Origin of the sequence: Arthrobacter sp. NicSoilB11 (assembly GCF_019977375.1) — a bacterium.
Classification (GTDB): domain Bacteria; phylum Actinomycetota; class Actinomycetes; order Actinomycetales; family Micrococcaceae; genus Arthrobacter.
On the sequence record NZ_AP024657.1, the window covers coordinates 3,286,700 to 3,300,668 of the forward strand.

16 protein-coding genes are annotated in these 13,969 nt (G+C 67.0%); 4 read left to right on the top strand and 12 right to left on the bottom strand.

What is annotated here, in order from left to right; genetic code table 11:
* Nucleotides 1–60: 60 nt before the first annotated feature.
* From corA to LDO14_RS15290, 4 genes are read right to left on the bottom strand one after another with little or no spacing between them, the layout of a single operon-like run.
* Nucleotides 61–1,077: a magnesium/cobalt transporter CorA gene (corA, locus tag LDO14_RS15275; RefSeq protein WP_018768637.1), complete on the bottom strand. Its 1,017-nt coding sequence runs from the start codon at nucleotides 1,075–1,077 to the stop codon at nucleotides 61–63.
* Complete coding sequence (locus LDO14_RS15280; protein ID WP_223992380.1) at nucleotides 1,074–1,586, bottom strand: MarR family transcriptional regulator; 513 nt, start codon at nucleotides 1,584–1,586, stop codon at nucleotides 1,074–1,076. Before LDO14_RS15280 ends, corA begins: the two co-directional genes overlap by 4 nt.
* On the bottom strand, nucleotides 1,583–3,205 hold the full coding sequence (locus LDO14_RS15285; protein WP_223992381.1) for a hypothetical protein: 1,623 nt from the start codon (nucleotides 3,203–3,205) through the stop codon (nucleotides 1,583–1,585). The genes LDO14_RS15280 and LDO14_RS15285 overlap by 4 nt, the downstream gene beginning before the upstream one ends.
* A gap of 1 nt (nucleotide 3,206) precedes the next feature.
* Nucleotides 3,207–4,193, bottom strand: a complete 987-nt coding sequence (locus LDO14_RS15290) for an ABC transporter ATP-binding protein (protein WP_223992382.1) — start codon at nucleotides 4,191–4,193, stop codon at nucleotides 3,207–3,209.
* 53 nt (nucleotides 4,194–4,246) lie between these two features.
* Here LDO14_RS15290 and LDO14_RS15295 point away from each other — a divergent pair, with 53 nt between their 5' ends.
* Nucleotides 4,247–5,461 (top strand): MFS transporter, encoded by a 1,215-nt coding sequence (locus LDO14_RS15295; RefSeq protein ID WP_223992383.1) that lies wholly within the window; start codon nucleotides 4,247–4,249, stop codon nucleotides 5,459–5,461.
* Nucleotides 5,462–5,562: 101 nt separating this feature from the next.
* The gene (locus LDO14_RS15300) at nucleotides 5,563–6,495 is read left to right on the top strand and encodes a phosphatase PAP2 family protein (protein ID WP_223992391.1); all 933 of its coding nucleotides are present in this window, start codon (nucleotides 5,563–5,565) and stop codon (nucleotides 6,493–6,495) included.
* 135 nt (nucleotides 6,496–6,630) lie between these two features.
* Here LDO14_RS15300 and LDO14_RS15305 read toward each other — a convergent pair whose 3' ends face one another.
* The 6 genes from LDO14_RS15305 to LDO14_RS15330 form a co-directional block, all read right to left on the bottom strand.
* Nucleotides 6,631–7,008, bottom strand: a complete 378-nt coding sequence (locus tag LDO14_RS15305) for a VOC family protein (RefSeq protein WP_018768643.1) — start codon at nucleotides 7,006–7,008, stop codon at nucleotides 6,631–6,633.
* 332 nt (nucleotides 7,009–7,340) lie between these two features.
* The gene (locus tag LDO14_RS15310) at nucleotides 7,341–7,835 is read right to left on the bottom strand and encodes a hypothetical protein (protein WP_223992393.1); all 495 of its coding nucleotides are present in this window, start codon (nucleotides 7,833–7,835) and stop codon (nucleotides 7,341–7,343) included.
* Nucleotides 7,836–8,480: a signal peptidase I gene (locus LDO14_RS15315; RefSeq protein WP_223992396.1), complete on the bottom strand. Its 645-nt coding sequence runs from the start codon at nucleotides 8,478–8,480 to the stop codon at nucleotides 7,836–7,838.
* Nucleotides 8,470–9,078, bottom strand: a complete 609-nt coding sequence (locus LDO14_RS15320; protein WP_056392967.1) for a hypothetical protein — start codon at nucleotides 9,076–9,078, stop codon at nucleotides 8,470–8,472. The genes LDO14_RS15315 and LDO14_RS15320 overlap by 11 nt, the downstream gene beginning before the upstream one ends.
* Before the next feature lie 75 nt (nucleotides 9,079–9,153).
* Entirely contained in the window at nucleotides 9,154–9,696 is a 543-nt protein-coding gene (locus tag LDO14_RS15325; protein ID WP_018768647.1) for an alternate-type signal peptide domain-containing protein, read from the bottom strand.
* A gap of 157 nt (nucleotides 9,697–9,853) precedes the next feature.
* Nucleotides 9,854–10,507: a TetR/AcrR family transcriptional regulator gene (locus LDO14_RS15330; protein WP_223992397.1), complete on the bottom strand. Its 654-nt coding sequence runs from the start codon at nucleotides 10,505–10,507 to the stop codon at nucleotides 9,854–9,856.
* 148 nt (nucleotides 10,508–10,655) lie between these two features.
* On the opposite strand from LDO14_RS15330, the gene LDO14_RS15335 reads away from it, so the two are divergent.
* On the top strand, nucleotides 10,656–11,783 hold the full coding sequence (locus LDO14_RS15335; RefSeq protein WP_223992399.1) for an NAD(P)-binding domain-containing protein: 1,128 nt from the start codon (nucleotides 10,656–10,658) through the stop codon (nucleotides 11,781–11,783).
* Here LDO14_RS15335 and LDO14_RS15340 read toward each other — a convergent pair.
* Nucleotides 11,752–12,453: an alpha/beta hydrolase gene (locus LDO14_RS15340; RefSeq protein ID WP_223992401.1), complete on the bottom strand. Its 702-nt coding sequence runs from the start codon at nucleotides 12,451–12,453 to the stop codon at nucleotides 11,752–11,754. The two genes, LDO14_RS15335 and LDO14_RS15340, sit on opposite strands and share 32 nt — an antisense overlap.
* Nucleotides 12,454–12,559: 106 nt before the next feature.
* Complete coding sequence (locus LDO14_RS15345; RefSeq protein WP_223992403.1) at nucleotides 12,560–13,138, bottom strand: TetR/AcrR family transcriptional regulator; 579 nt, start codon at nucleotides 13,136–13,138, stop codon at nucleotides 12,560–12,562.
* Between the two features lie 140 nt (nucleotides 13,139–13,278).
* On the opposite strand from LDO14_RS15345, the gene LDO14_RS15350 reads away from it, so the two are divergent.
* Complete coding sequence (locus LDO14_RS15350) at nucleotides 13,279–13,956, top strand: NAD(P)-binding domain-containing protein (protein WP_018768652.1); 678 nt, start codon at nucleotides 13,279–13,281, stop codon at nucleotides 13,954–13,956.
* The last annotated feature ends 13 nt before the right edge of the window (nucleotides 13,957–13,969 follow it).

A 13,969-nucleotide genomic window follows, 5' to 3' on the forward strand; every position in this document is an offset into this window, starting at 1 on the left:
TGTAGCCGCACCTCACTGCGAATTTTGCGCGTCGTGGAGGCGCAGGGCCAGCGAAGGACGTCAGATCCACTTGTTGTGCTTGAACGCCAGGTAAAGGGCCAGCCCCATGGCCGCCATCACGCCCAGCGCATAGGGGTAGCCATAGGTCCACGCCAGTTCGGGCATGTTGACGAAGTTCATGCCGTAGATGGACGCCACCAGCGTGGGGGCGAACAGGATGGCAGCCCAGGAGGAGATGCGCTTGACCTGCTCGTTCTGCTCAAAGCTGGACTCTGTCATCCGCTGCATTTCATCGTTTTGCCGCTGGGCCACGAGGGCTGCGTTGACGGCGAGCGCGTTCTGGAGCAGGGCCCGGAAGGATGCCACGCGTTCATTGATCCTGAGGACGTGGTCCAGGACATCGCGGTAGTGGTCCCGAAGCTCGGTTGACTGTTCGCGGTCCGGGGCTCCGGCGATCAGGGCCTGCAGTATCCCCGCCAGCGGACTCGTGGCCCGCTGGAAGGTGATGACCTGCCGGGACAGTTCATAGATGCGGCGGGATACGTCCGGATCCGCACCGAACAGGTCATCCTCAATTTCGTCGATGTCGTTTTCCAGGCCCGCCACCACCGGCTCGTATTCGTCCACCACCTGGTCCAGGATCCCGTAGAGCACCGCGTCCGGTCCCAGGGCCAGGAATTCCGGCATGGACTCCATCCGGCGGCGGACCTTGGCCAAATCCGGGGACTCGGCGTGCCGGACGGTGACCACGTACTCGTCGCCGGCGAAGACGTGGATCTCGCCGAAGTCCACCCTTTCTTCGTCGTCACGGTACCGGGCTGGCCTCAGCACCAAAAACAGGCACTCGCCGTAGTGCTCCAGCTTGGCCCGCTGGTGGCCGGCAAGTGCGTCCTCGATGGCCAGCGCGTTGAGGTCGAATTCCTCGCCGACGGACTGCAGCTCCTCTGCGTCAGGCCGGTACAGCCCTATCCACGCCATCCCCTCCCGCTGGCGGAGCAGGAAGTAGGTCTCGTCAAGGTCTTCCGGGTCCTCGGTGCGCAGCCCGTTCACGTACACGGCGTTGTCGATGATGGTCACGGCGTGGCCTCCCTGGCCCGTTCGCGCTCCCAGTCGTCCAGCAGGGCCGGCATCCGCGCATTGAGGAACCGGTAGAACCGGGCCATGTCCGCCACCCGGGCCCGGGCCGCTGATCCCTCCGGGAGGGTTTCCGCCGTGGCGTCGGTCAGGGCCGCCAGCTTTTCGTAGATGGGGCTGTTCCGCATGGACACCACGTACCACTCGTCCTCATGCAGGGCGTAGAGGTCGCGGCGGCTGCCGGGCTGGGAGACGCGATGGACGAAGCCCACCGTCTGCAGGTACCGCACAGCCCCGGAGACCGCCGCGGCGCTGGCCCCCAGCCGCTCCGAAAGTTCCGCAGCCGTGAGGCTCCCCTGCTCGGAGGACACCAGTGCCAGCAGGGTCCGTGCCGGCATCTTGGGGAAACCGGCGGCGGCGAAGGCAGCGGCAGTTATTTCGGCAGCGGCGGCGGTGGAAGCCGCGGCGGCCAGCGTGTCCCGGGCAGCCGCCACCTCAGCTCGGGGGCTCATGCCGACCCCACTTCCCGCCGCCGCATGCCCGCAATGGCCAGCGCGGCGGCAGCCGCGGCGATGGCCAGCATCCACCATGCGCCGCTCCAGTCCGTGGCGTCCCCGTGCGGTACCGGTGTGTGGGTGAACGGGGACAGGTCGCGCAGGCTTTGGTCCAGCCCCAGCATGCCCCCGAAGATTCCCAGCATCACGCCCAGGGCAAGCAACGCCCAGCTGGTGGCGGTGGTCCCGGCAGGCCACAGGACGAACACCAGCGCCGGAACGGCAAGGTAGATCAACGCTGCGGGCAGCTGGGCCAGCGCGGTTTCCCACAGCGCATCGGCCGGCATTGAGGTATCCCCGGAACCGGTGAGCGTGGCCCACGCCCCCACCCCGGCCAGGCCCACCACCAGCACCACGGCCCCCGCGCCCAGCAGCAGGTAGCCGGCCAGCCACCGGACCCGGCCCACCGGTGCGGCCAGCAGGAGTTCGGCGGTTCCGGCGGCTTCCTCCTGCCGCAGCCTGATCACCGCCTGGAGGGCGCACGCCGCCGCCAGGACCCCGGCCATCGAGAAGAGTACCGACACCATGAGCTGGGTCAGTGATGTGCCCTGCGACTGGAGCATGGCCCGCATCACGGCAGTGATGTTGGTGTCAGGGGTGTCGACGGCGGCAATCGCCTTTCCCAGCGACCCCGCCAGCAGCCCGAGGGCCAGGCCGCTGAACCCCCAGCCGATGATCGACCCGGACTGCAGCCGCAGCGCCAGGGCTGCCGGGCTTCGAAGCGCCGGCCGGGCGGCAGCGCGTCCCGGCCTGGCACCCCAGACGCTGGCCCCGCTGTCCCGCGTGCGGAGGATGAGCCAGGCGGCGGCGAGGCAGCCGGCGGCAAGCCCCACCGGCAGCAGCAGCGGCCAGGTGCGATTGCCGGAGAACGCGAACGTCTGCTGGCCCCAGCCGATGGGCGAGAACCAGCTGGCTGCCCCTTCGGTCATGCTGGTCCCGTCGGCGCCGGGCGTCCCGGTGGCGTCCCCGATCCCACGCAGGACGTACGCCAGGACAACCAGCGCGGCCGAGACGCCGTTCGCACCGCGTGAAGTCCCCATGAACTGGGCCACCAGCAGTCCCACGCCCAGGAAGGCGAGGCCGGCGGCGCCCGTTGCGGCTCCGGCAGTCAGGGAGCCTTGCGTGTCCAGCCCCTGGGCGGCGAAGCCGCCGAACACCGCGAGCGCCACCAGGATGTTGGCCGTGACGCCGTGCAGCAGGGTGGCGGCGTTGGGCAGCAGGCGGCCGGCAGGCGTGGCGGCCACCAGTTCCGCCGTCCCCGTCTCCTCGTCCGCCCGGGTGTGGCGGACCGCGAGGAAGGTGCTCATCAGGCCTGCCAGCAGGGCAAGGAACGCGTAGATCAGGAAGAACGTGAAGGCCCCCTGGTCGGCGCCGCGGGGCAGGCCGCGCAGCATCAGGATGGCGGGCGTGGCGATGGCCACCTGCAGGATCTCCGTGCGGCTGGCCACGTTGCCGTAGGTCTGGGTCACGGCGGCCGCTGCAAACCAGGCGAACGCCCCGATGGCTGCCACCCAGCTCAGCAGCTGCCAGCGGTCCCGGCGCAGCCGCTGGCCCCAAAGGACCAGGAGGACGGCCATGTCAGCCCCGCCCCCTCGCGCCGAGCAGGTGGCGCCGGGAGCCGTGTCCGAAGTCGGGCGCATCAGCCTGTGGCCCGGCGGTACCGGCGCTGTCGCCGTAGTGGCGCAGGAACAGTTCCTCCAGGGACGGCGGAACAATCGTCAGGCCCTGCACGCCCAAGGCGCCCAGGGCAGGAAGCACCTCCGCGATCCGGTCGGTGTCGGCGCTGAACCGGATCCGCCCGGCATCGACCGTCAGGTCATGCACCGCGCCCAGGCGGGCCAGGGCCTCGGGGTCCAAACCGTCAGCGGCGAACGACACCTCCGACCTGGTGAGGTGCCGCAGGGAATCCAGCGTCCCGCCGTCGACAATCCTGCCCGCGCGGATGATGCTCACCCGGTGGCACAGCACCTCCACCTCGGAGAGGATGTGGCTGGAGAGGAGCACGGTGGCTCCGCGGTCGACGGCGGTGAGCAGCTCCCTGCGGAAGACCTCCTCCATGAGCGGGTCAAGGCCGCTGGTGGGTTCGTCGAGCAGGTACACCTCGGCTTCGGTGGCGAGGGCCGCGATCAGGGCCACTTTTTGCCGGTTGCCTTTTGAGTAGGCGCGTCCCTTCTTGGCGGGATCGAAGTCGAAGACCTGGCACAGCCGGTCCTTTCGACGCCGGTACGCACCGCCGTCGGCGGTGCCGCCGCGCAGCCGGGACAGCAGGTCGATGGTTTCCCCGCCGGAGAGGTTGGGCCAGAGCCGGACGTCGCCGGGAACGTAGGCCAGCCGGCGGTGCAGCTCCACCGCCTGTGTCCAGGGCTCGAAACCCAGGACGGACGCGGAGCCGGACGTGGGCCTGGCCAGCCCCAGCAGGATGCGCAGGGTGGTGGATTTCCCGGCGCCGTTGGGACCCAGGAAACCGTGGATCTCACCGCGCTGGACTTCCAGGTCGAGGCCGTCAAGGGCCCTGACGTGCCCAAAGTGCTTGTGCAGGTTCGCTGTGTGGACAACGGTGTTCATGGTTCAAGTCTTCGAAGTTTTCACAAATTTATGAAGGTACTAAAGTCCCCACTATGAGCACCGGCCACCCCCAGTCCAGCGGCAAGGCCGCCAGCTCGTCCTCGGCACCGCTGTATGCCGCGGGGTTCGTCACCGCTTTCGGTGCCCACAGCATCGCGGCCGGGCTGGGCGCGCAGAGCGGAAACATCGGGCTGACCCTGCTGAACCTGGGCATCCTGCTGGCCCTCTACGACGTTGCCGAGGTCTTCCTGAAGCCCGTCTTCGGTGCGCTCAGCGACCGGATCGGCGCCAAACCCGTCGTCATCGGCGGCCTCTTCGCTTTTGCCGCCCTGTCCTTGATCGGCCTTGGCGCAGCTGACCCGCTGATCCTTGCCCTGGCCAGGCTGGGACAGGGCGCGGCGGCGTCGGCCTTCTCGCCGGCGTCGTCCGCCATGGTGGCAAGGATGGCCCGCGGCGGGAAGGCCGGCACCTACTTTGGCCGGTACGGGTCCTGGAAAAGCCTGGGATACATCATCGGCCCACCGCTGGGCGCGGGGCTGATCCTGGCCGGCGGTTTCCCGCTGCTGTTCGGCACGCTGTCCGCGCTGGCTGCGGTGACCGCGGTGTGGGTGCTGCTGTCCGTGCCGCATCTGGCGCCGCTGCCGCGGAAGCGGTACACGGTGCTGGACCTCGCGCGGCAGGTGGGCGAGCGCCGGTTCCTGGTCCCCACGCTGGTGCTGGCCGCCTCAACGGGTGCGTTGGGTGCCGCCGTCGGCTTCCTTCCGGCGCTGGCCACCCGGCACGGCCTGGACGCCTTCGCCGGGACGGCGGCGGTGAGCGTGGTGGCGCTGGGCTCGGTGCTGACCCAGCCGTGGATCGGGCGGCTGCGGGACCGGCACGCCGTCACGGACAACAGGGGCACGACGACGGGCCTGCTGCTGATTGCCGCGGGCGTCGGCCTGGTGGCGGCCGCCCCGGGAGTGGTCACCATCTTCGTTGCCGCGGCGTTCATCGGGGTTGGGATCGGCGCGGTGACCCCCCTCGGTTTCGCCCACCTGGCGGACACCACACCCCCCGAACGGATGGGCAGGACCATGGGCTCGGCGGAACTGGGACGCGAACTGGGCGACGCCGGCGGGCCGCTGCTGGTGGGCGGCATCGCCACGGCCACGGCGCTTCCGTTCGGGCTGGGTGTGCTGGCGCTGCTGGTGGCCGCGGCGAGCATCCCCCGGCTGGACCCGGTCCAACCCACCCACCGCGGCCCAATCAACCCCCCGCGGCCCAACTAGCTCGCAGTAACTGTCGTTTTGAGCCCTGAAAACGACAGTTAGTGCGAGCCAGTTTCAACGCTTGAGAGGTCTTCCAGCTTTCTGTGTCACCCTTAACCGCGATGACTTCTTCACGGCAACTACCCATCAGGACCCCGGCCCGGCCTGCCCCGGGCTCGGCGTTCCTGTTCGTGCTGTCCACCCTGGCGTGCATTGCCGGGCTGGTTGCCACCTACTACTTCTTCGTCCAGACCACCACCGGACAGTTCATTGACGAGTCCGCGCTGGTGGAGGCCGTGGAGATCCACGGCCCCGCCGGCAAGGCCGCCACCCGGTTCCTGGACCTGCTGCCCACCATCTCGCTGGTGATGGCCGCCGTCGTGGTCCTTTTTGTGACGGTGATCCGGCGGCACTGGACGGAGGCAGGGATCGCCGTGGCCGCGTGCATCGGCGCCAACGTGGCAACCCAGGTACTGAAGGACCTCCTGCCGCCGCGCCCGGACAAAGGCGTGTTAACGCTGGAGCTGAATTCGCTGCCGTCGGGGCATACCACCCTGGCCGCGTCCGCGGCGGCTGCGGTGTTTTTGATGGCGTCGCCGCGCTGGCGCCCCATGGCCGGCTTCATTGGCGGCACCTTTGCCATCGCCTCGGGGGTGTCCACGCTGATCAACCAATGGCACCGGCCGGCCGACGTGGTGGCAGCGTTCCTGCTGGTGGGGGCGTTCATGATCCCTGCCGGCTGGCTGATCCTCCGCCGTGGTTCATGGAACGAATGGGACGGGTTCGGCGAGCATGTGGGATCCGCCCGGATCTGGCTTACGCTGCCGGTGCTGATCGGGCTGGCCTCGGCCGTGGTGGCGGTGTATTCGTTGATCCGGATTGCGCCCAGTCCATGGCAGGAGGCCAGCACCACCAACTACTTCTGGGCGGGCATCTCCCTGATTGTGATCGCGGGATACCTGGCCACCGTTGCCACCACCTCCCTGTTCGCCTACGCGGCACGACGGCGGGACGCGCGCAGTAGCACGGAGCGGCCGCCGGCAGCGGGGTTTTGAGCAAATCTTGAGGAATTGATACCCCCTGGCTTGAGCCATGCCCGGGATAGTTGCAGGTGCCCGGGCGGCGTCTTGAAGTGGGCGCCGCCCGGTACCCCCACTGCTCTCCCGCTTGCAGCCTCTCCGGCGGAGGTTTCAGGGATCGAGCCGCTTGCGCAGGAGGCAGAACTCGTTGCCTTCCGGGTCCTGCAGCACGTGCCACTGCTCGTCGCCGGTCTGCCCCACGTCGGCCGGCCGTGCGCCGAGGGCCAGCAGGCGTTCCAGCTCCGCGTCCTGGTCCCGGTCCACGGGGTTGACGTCGATATGCAGCGGAAGCCTCCCCACCCGCGGATTGCTGCTGGGGCTCAGGAAGATGGTGGGCTGCAGACCGCCAAAGCCGGCATCGGGCGGTCCGATCTCGATCGCACCATCCTCCCGGTCGATCTCCACATAACCCAGGACCCCGCTCCAGAACCGCGCAAGCAGTTCCGGGTCGGCACAGTTCAGGACCAGTTCGCTGATACGGCATGACATGGTGCCAGTGTACGGACGGGCCGCGGCTGCATGCGGGCGGACACGGACAGGAAGGCACGACGGCGGCACGCACCTCGCGCGGGAACTCACCTCCGACGCGCAGGGTTGTTCTCGACACGCGTAGTTGTTCTCGACGCGGATATTCCCCTCCGCGGCCCAAATATCCGGGGCGCAAAGGCAACTGCGGGTCGAAAGTGAATATGCGCGTCGTGACGAGGGCGGGCAGAACCACCGCTGGACGGGCAAGCCCCAGCCCGGCGGGAGGCGGCGCCGCTGCGTGGGGGGTGTTAGCAGCGGCGCCTTCTTCCGTCGGGCTGGCGGTGGACCGGCGCCTAGAAGGTCGTGGACAAGCAGGTGACTTTGTTGCTGTTGTTTCCTTGTTCAAGTGACACGGTGGCTGACGCGGTGGTCTGCACCTGGTTCGCGTATGTCGCTGTGATACGGATGGTGAGTGGGGTGGTGGTCCTGTTGGCCAGCACGATCTGCGAGTTGATGGTCAGGGTGATGGTGCTGGTTGTTCCCAGGCTTACGGACTCGTTGTAGGAGGGCCCATACGTGCCGTTCGGCTGGAGTGCGGCGTAGGTAAGTGTCGTTGGCGCCGTCGTCCCCACCGCTGACAAGGTTGCGGTTTGCCGCGGGTTGTCATTGGTGCAGGTGAATCCCGAGAACTGGTTCGGCCACGCGCCGGAGGCAGTGACGGTCATGGTGGCCGTGGCGCTCTGCTGCCAAAGGGCCGAGGCCGAGGCGCCGCCTATGCCCAGCAGCACCGTGAGGATGAAGGCCCCGGCGGCCAGGCCCGCACCGGGAACATTCCCGAACCGTGCCATCTACATCGCCCCGGCAGCCGCGTTGTCCCGGGAACGGGTCTTGCGGACCGACCTGTACACGGTGATGGCTCCGTAGCCGATGAGTGCCACGGCAGCGATGACTGTCCAGGTCCCACGGTCGGAATTCCCCAGGAAGTTGGCCACGAAACCCACGTACGGGACTGCGTAGAACAGCTTGCCCTTGACCTGGATGGCGCGGACGGGGTTCTCATCGTTGGCGCCGTTGTTGTCGCCCTTGGTGATCAGTGTCTTCTCGCCCTGCTGGGTGGACCCGAACCCCACGATCCGGTGCGTCTCCACATCGGGCCGGCCTGAGTAGAGCTGGAAAGTGATGACGTCACCATATTTCAGCTCATCAAACGGGGCAGGTTTCATCACCATGAACGTGCCCGGCGGGTACTTCTGCGCCATGGATTTGGTCAGCACCGTGTAGGTCTGCGAACCCGTCGCCACCGGAACCACGATGAGGACCAGGGCGGCGAACAGTGACACCAGCATGGCTGCCATGCTCAGGAAACGTCCGACGACGGCCCAGGCGGCAGTGCGCCTTCGTCCACGCTGCCGGGTGGTTGCCGGAGTCCCGCTCCGCGGTTCTGTCGGGTCGGCTTCGCCGCCCAGCAGGCGTTCGGTCAGGTCAGCAGCCACTGGGCACCCCGCAGAGCTGACGTGCGGTGAGTTGGAGCGAGATGTTCACTGCCTGTCCTTTCACTGTGGAGGGGGCGCTGGAGCTCAGGCTCACCTGGAAACAGAAGACGGTGGAACCGCCTTTGGCAACCGTGGGCGAGACAAGCCCTGCGGTACTGATTGACGCGAAGCCTGTGGCGGTGCTGCATTCCGCGGAGGAAGCCGCAGTTTTCGCGTTGACGGTGACGTAACCGGCGAGGGTTCCGCCGCTGACGTTTGCGATGGTGGGCTGGCCTGCCGTGATCGCCGTGTTGAACTGGCCGCCGGCGTTGGTGTTGTTGGTGACCACCACGCCGCCGTAGACCGAGGTGCCCGGGCCCAGTGTCCCTGCGGGAGAAAGGGTCAAGGTGGCAGCCGAACCGTCAGCAAGGGTCATTGTGGTTGTTTGTCCCGTGTTGACCGCCGTCAGCGCCGTATCGAACGACGCCGACGTGATGGTCCCGGGGGAGGCGGATGCCGCCGCGCTCCACAACGCGTAGGTTCCCTGAACGGTGAACAGTCCCAGGACCACTGCAACGGCGGTCAGCGCTGCCGCCTGCAGCCTGCGCTTGGTGCGCATGGTTCCTCCTGGGTCCTGATTCCGGGCTTCGGTCAATCCAGGCGGGTGACCTTGAGGCCACCCGCCTGCGGAAGGCTAGGAAAGACCGGTCTGGGTCACCTGGGTCAGCTGGAACGCCACGTTGTTGAAGTTGTAATTCGCTGTGGTGTCCGCGCGGCCGGCAGTGCTGGACAGGAACTCAAAGGTGATTGTCGCGGTGACCGTCTGGGCTGAACCCGTCGGCAGCAGGGGGTTGGCTACGGGCGCGCCGGCAACGGTAAGAGCCGGACCGGTCACAGACACGTTGGCGGTCGTGAAGCCGTTGGTCGCGGTGATGCCAGTGGTTGCCACGTTGGCGGCCATCTTGTTGCCGACCAGGGTTACCGTCAGATCCTGGGTGAAGGTGAGCTTGTCGCCCGGGACCACCTTGTAGGTGCTGATGTCGGCAATCGTGGTGCCCGCACGGTCCTTCCAAACACCGGATGCAGTCTTGGCAACGTTCAAGTCACCGGCAACGATGGTTCCCGGAGCCGCAATTGCCTCCGCGTTCCAGTTGGCCAGGGTTCCCCCGCCGCCCAGCAACAGTGCTGCGCCAACGGCGATGGCTGCGGTTCCCTTGATCAGAGTGCTGTTCTTCATGATGTCCCCTCAGACTTTTTTGGTGTGTGCGTTTTGTCTAGCTGGGGACAACATTGCCGTGCCAAGCTCAGGAAGTGAGGGGGTAAAACGTCAACGAAAGCTCAAGTTATTTGAAATTTCAACCAGCCCCTGACCTGCACTTCCATCGGAATGCAGCTCATTTCTGCTCCAGTAACAGCCGGCACCAGGCATCGGTCAACCAGTCTGCGAACCGTTCCGGACTCCACCCGCGCTGGTCCACCAGCAGCACCCAGTATTCGGGCCCGTTCATGCTCCACACGGCGTCGGCCAGCTCTTCGGCAGGCCGGTCCGTCCGCAGTTCCCCGGTGGAGGCAAGGTCCTCAACGAACTTCAGCATGTTCGCCGCCCGCCGGTTGGAGATCTCCTTCCACAGTGCTGCGCAGTCGGGATCCGTGCCGGCGGCATCGCGCAACGCCACGTATACCGGAGCAAGGCGCGGCTGGATGCGGGCCAGAGCATGGGCGTAGATGGAAATCTTTTCGGCTGCAGCCTTCGCCTCCCGCATTTGGATCACGTAGTCGCGGCGCTCGGCGGGCACCGCCTGGCCGGTCCCGGAGATGGCCGTTTCCACCACTTCCCGCAGGAGGTCCGGTTTTCGGCCGATGGTGGCATAGATGGTGTCGACGGCGACGCCAGCCCGCCGTGCGATGCCGGCCACGGTGCTGGAACGGTAGCCCTCCCCCACAAAAAGTTCACGGGCGGCAGCCAACACGGCGTCGCGGGTGGCCGCCGCCTGTTCCTTCCGGAGCGGCGAGTGATAGCGGCGGGCCGGGGCATTGACTGCATCCATCGGGAGGCCTACCCTAATTTCATCCGAAGTATATTCGGATGAATCTTAGCAGGAAGCCCGGACAGGCAGTAGCGAACCCGCAAGGCGGCGGCAAAAGCCGCAACGCCGTGGCAGGCTCACAGCAGTCCGGGGCGGAAGGGCAGGCGTCATGTCAGAGCACTTCGATACGGTCGTCATCGGCGGCGGCCAGGCGGGTTTGGCCATGGGCTACCACCTGTCCCTCCTCAAGCGCCCCTACGTCATCCTGGATGAGAACGCCAGTACCGGGGACAGCTGGCGCAGCCGCTGGGACTCCCTCCGGCTGTTCACCCCGGCCCGGTACGACGCCCTTCCCGGCAGCCGCTACCCGGCTCCTCCGTGGTCCTACCCGTCCCGGGAGGAGTTTGCCGGTTACCTGAGCAGCTACGCGGAAAGATTCGCGCTGCCGATCCGGAACAACGTCCGGGTCACCAGCCTCAGCCGCAGCGGACATCACTTCGTCATTGAAACCGAGAGCGGCCGGCAGTTCGAGGCGGACAACGTGGTGGTGGCCGCCGGCTGGGACCGGAAGCCCAAAGTTCCGGCATTCGCACATCACCTCAACCCGGACATCCAGCAGTTCACGGCGGCAAGCTACAGGAACCCAGGAGACCTCGCCCCGGGCCCGGCCCTGGTGGTCGGCGCGGGCAATTCGGGCGCGGACATTGCCCTGGAGCTGGCCACCAGCCGCACGACATATCTCTCAGGCAGGCATCCCGGCGAGATTCCTTGGCCCATCGACGCCGTGGCAGCAAGGCCACTGACCCTCGCGGTCTTCTTCGCTTTCTCCCACGTCCTGACGCTCAACACGCCGATGGGCCGCAAGGCCCGGCCACAAATCCTTGCGCACAGCGGACCACTGGTCAGGGTGAAAAACCGGGACCTGGTGCGTGCCGGCGTCGAATGCGTCTCCAGGACGGAGGGCGTCAGGGACGGCCGCCCGTTGCTGGCGGACGGCCGGACCCTTGAGGTTGCCAACGTCATGTGGTGCACCGGCTTCCGGCCCGCGCTGGAGTGGATCCGTCTGCCAGTGTTCGGCCCGGACGGCGAGCCGGAGCAGGACCGCGGCGTCGCAAGGGCGCAGGCGGGGCTCTACTTCCTGGGCGCCGTCTTCCAGCAGTCGCTGGCGTCCTCCATGGTCCACGGCGTAGGCACGGACGCAGCCTTCATCGCCAGGCGCATCGCAGCAACCAAGGCATCCACGGCAACACAGACACCCGCCGGCGTCAGGCCGGAAGGTTCAGCTGCTCCACAATGATCCGCGCGGTTCCGGGGTCGCCCAGGATCCTGAAGTGTCCCGCCACCGGGAGTTCAATGTTGGTGGCACCGGGAAGGACGCTCCCCTCCGGAATGTGCGGATCGAACGGCCCGTAGATGGACGTGATGCGGCTGTTGATGGTCAGTTCACGGGCCATCTGGAGGGTCAGGGCGTTGCGCGGCGAGAAGATCCGGAGGCTGGGCAGCAGCATGTACCGGGCGTAGCGCGAGCCGGAAAACGGTGCGCACACGGCGATCATCCGGTCGATCCGGTGCTCCGGGTCCAGGGACAGCATGGCGTACTTCCCAATCAGGCCGCCCTTGCTGTGCGCCACCAGGATGGCATCGCGCAGTCCCGCCTCCTCCAGGTGCTGGGCCACCAGCTTTGCAGCGTCCGGGACCTTCATCTTGTTGCGCTGCAGCACCGTGACCACGTGCACGGGATGCCCGGCGTCGTGGATGGCCTGGATGAGCGGCATCATGAACTGCCAGTTTTCGTACACGCCGGGAATGATCAGCACGGGCTGCCGGGTGCCGTTGCGGAAGGACTCCGGCTGCACGCGCGACAGGAATCCGCGGACCTGCCAGCCCGCGGCATAAACATAGTCCTGCGCCCACCACACGGCTTTTTGCAGCGGGCTGATGCGGGCTCCAGCGCCGGGATCACTCATGTGTCGAGAATAACGCGCTCCTGCGACACTTCCCGCAATGACGGTCCGGGGGAAAGTGGAGCCGCAGCTGGACCTGGCGTATTGGCCCCGACCAGCTTCACCGTGACTAGCGCTGGGTGCAGGCGTCGTCCACGAGGCGCCGGGCCAGGTTCAGGGCACGCTTGCCGTAGCGGGTGCCGTCGAGAACCGCGCCTGTTGCATAGGCCCCGTTGAGGACGATGAGCAACTCCTCGGCCAGCTCGCCAGGGTCCTGCGCACCGGCGTCGGCTGCCAGCGACTGGAACCAGTCCCGCACCTGCTGCTTGTGCGCTGCCGCCACCAGATGGGCCGGGTGGTTGCCCTCCGGGAACTCGGTGTTCGTGTTCAGCATCGGGCAGCCGCGGTAGGTAGCACCGGCGGTATCTCCGGCCAACACCTCAAAAACGGCAGTGAGTTTCTCCCGGGCGTCGTCGCGTTCCCCGGCCGCCTGCCGCATCCGCTCGAACCAGGCGTCCGCGCGTCCCTGAACGAACGCTGTGGCGAGGGCGTCCTTGGTGGGGAACTGGCGGTAAATGGTGGCGTTTCCCACCCCGCATTCCTTGACCACCGTATCCATCCCGACCGCGCGGATTCCCCGCTGGTAGAACAGGCGCGTGGCCACCTCAAGCACATTGCGCCGGTTCTCCTCGCCGCTCTTGCGCGCCACGGCAAACCCCACCCTTCCAAAACCAAAGCCAAAAAATGTACCGCCTATAGTTTGACAGACGGATCGATCCGTCACAAACTAATGAGAACGATCCGTCACATCAGATCCGACCCGATAAATAAGAAGCTAAGGGAACCACCATGAAGACTGCTGTCCTCGGAACCGGCACTGTCGGCCGCACCATCGCCACCCGCCTGGCAGAGCTCGGACATACCGTGACCATTGGCACCCGCAGCCCCGAAGCCACGCTCGGCCGCACTGAGGCCGACGCCATGGGCAACGCACCCTTCGCCACCTGGGCTGCAGCAAACCCGGGCGTCACGCTGGCCGGCTACGCAGAGGCCGCCGTCGGGGCAGAGCTCATCGTCAACGCCACCAACGGCAACGGATCCCTGGATGCCCTGGCACAGGTAGGCGCGGAGAACCTTGACGGCAAGGTCATTCTGGATATCGCCAACCCGCTCGATTTCAGCCAGGGCATGCCGCCCACCCTGTTCGTCAAGGACACCGATTCACTCGGTGAGCAGATCCAGCGCGCTTTCCCCACCGCCCGCGTGGTGAAGTCCCTCAACACCCTCAATGCCGACCTCATGGCGCGTCCGGACACCCTTCCCGAGGCCAGCACTGTCTTCGTCTCCGGAAACGACGCGGACGCCAAGCACATGGTCACGGAACTGTTGAAGGATTTCGGCCACCAGGACGTCATCGACCTCGGGGACATCTCGACCGCCCGTGGCACGGAGATGCTCCTCCCTGTCTGGCTTCGCCTCTGGGGCGCCCTCGGCACGCCCGAGTTCAACTTCAAGATCGTTCGCTGACCCGGGGAACCGG

Coding starts and splice junctions, on each gene's coding strand:
- LDO14_RS15280 (WP_223992380.1), bottom strand. CDS start 1,586: ATGAGCCCCCGAGCTGAGGTGGCGGCTGCCCGGGACACGCTGGCCGCC.
- LDO14_RS15285 (WP_223992381.1), bottom strand. CDS start 3,205: ATGGCCGTCCTCCTGGTCCTTTGGGGCCAGCGGCTGCGCCGGGACCGC.
- LDO14_RS15290 (WP_223992382.1), bottom strand. CDS start 4,193: ATGAACACCGTTGTCCACACAGCGAACCTGCACAAGCACTTTGGGCAC.
- LDO14_RS15295 (WP_223992383.1), top strand. CDS start 4,247: ATGAGCACCGGCCACCCCCAGTCCAGCGGCAAGGCCGCCAGCTCGTCC.
- LDO14_RS15300 (WP_223992391.1), top strand. CDS start 5,563: ATGACTTCTTCACGGCAACTACCCATCAGGACCCCGGCCCGGCCTGCC.
- LDO14_RS15305 (WP_018768643.1), bottom strand. CDS start 7,008: ATGTCATGCCGTATCAGCGAACTGGTCCTGAACTGTGCCGACCCGGAA.
- LDO14_RS15310 (WP_223992393.1), bottom strand. CDS start 7,835: ATGGCACGGTTCGGGAATGTTCCCGGTGCGGGCCTGGCCGCCGGGGCC.
- LDO14_RS15320 (WP_056392967.1), bottom strand. CDS start 9,078: ATGCGCACCAAGCGCAGGCTGCAGGCGGCAGCGCTGACCGCCGTTGCA.
- LDO14_RS15325 (WP_018768647.1), bottom strand. CDS start 9,696: ATGAAGAACAGCACTCTGATCAAGGGAACCGCAGCCATCGCCGTTGGC.
- LDO14_RS15330 (WP_223992397.1), bottom strand. CDS start 10,507: ATGGATGCAGTCAATGCCCCGGCCCGCCGCTATCACTCGCCGCTCCGG.
- LDO14_RS15335 (WP_223992399.1), top strand. CDS start 10,656: ATGTCAGAGCACTTCGATACGGTCGTCATCGGCGGCGGCCAGGCGGGT.
- LDO14_RS15340 (WP_223992401.1), bottom strand. CDS start 12,453: ATGAGTGATCCCGGCGCTGGAGCCCGCATCAGCCCGCTGCAAAAAGCC.
- LDO14_RS15350 (WP_018768652.1), top strand. CDS start 13,279: ATGAAGACTGCTGTCCTCGGAACCGGCACTGTCGGCCGCACCATCGCC.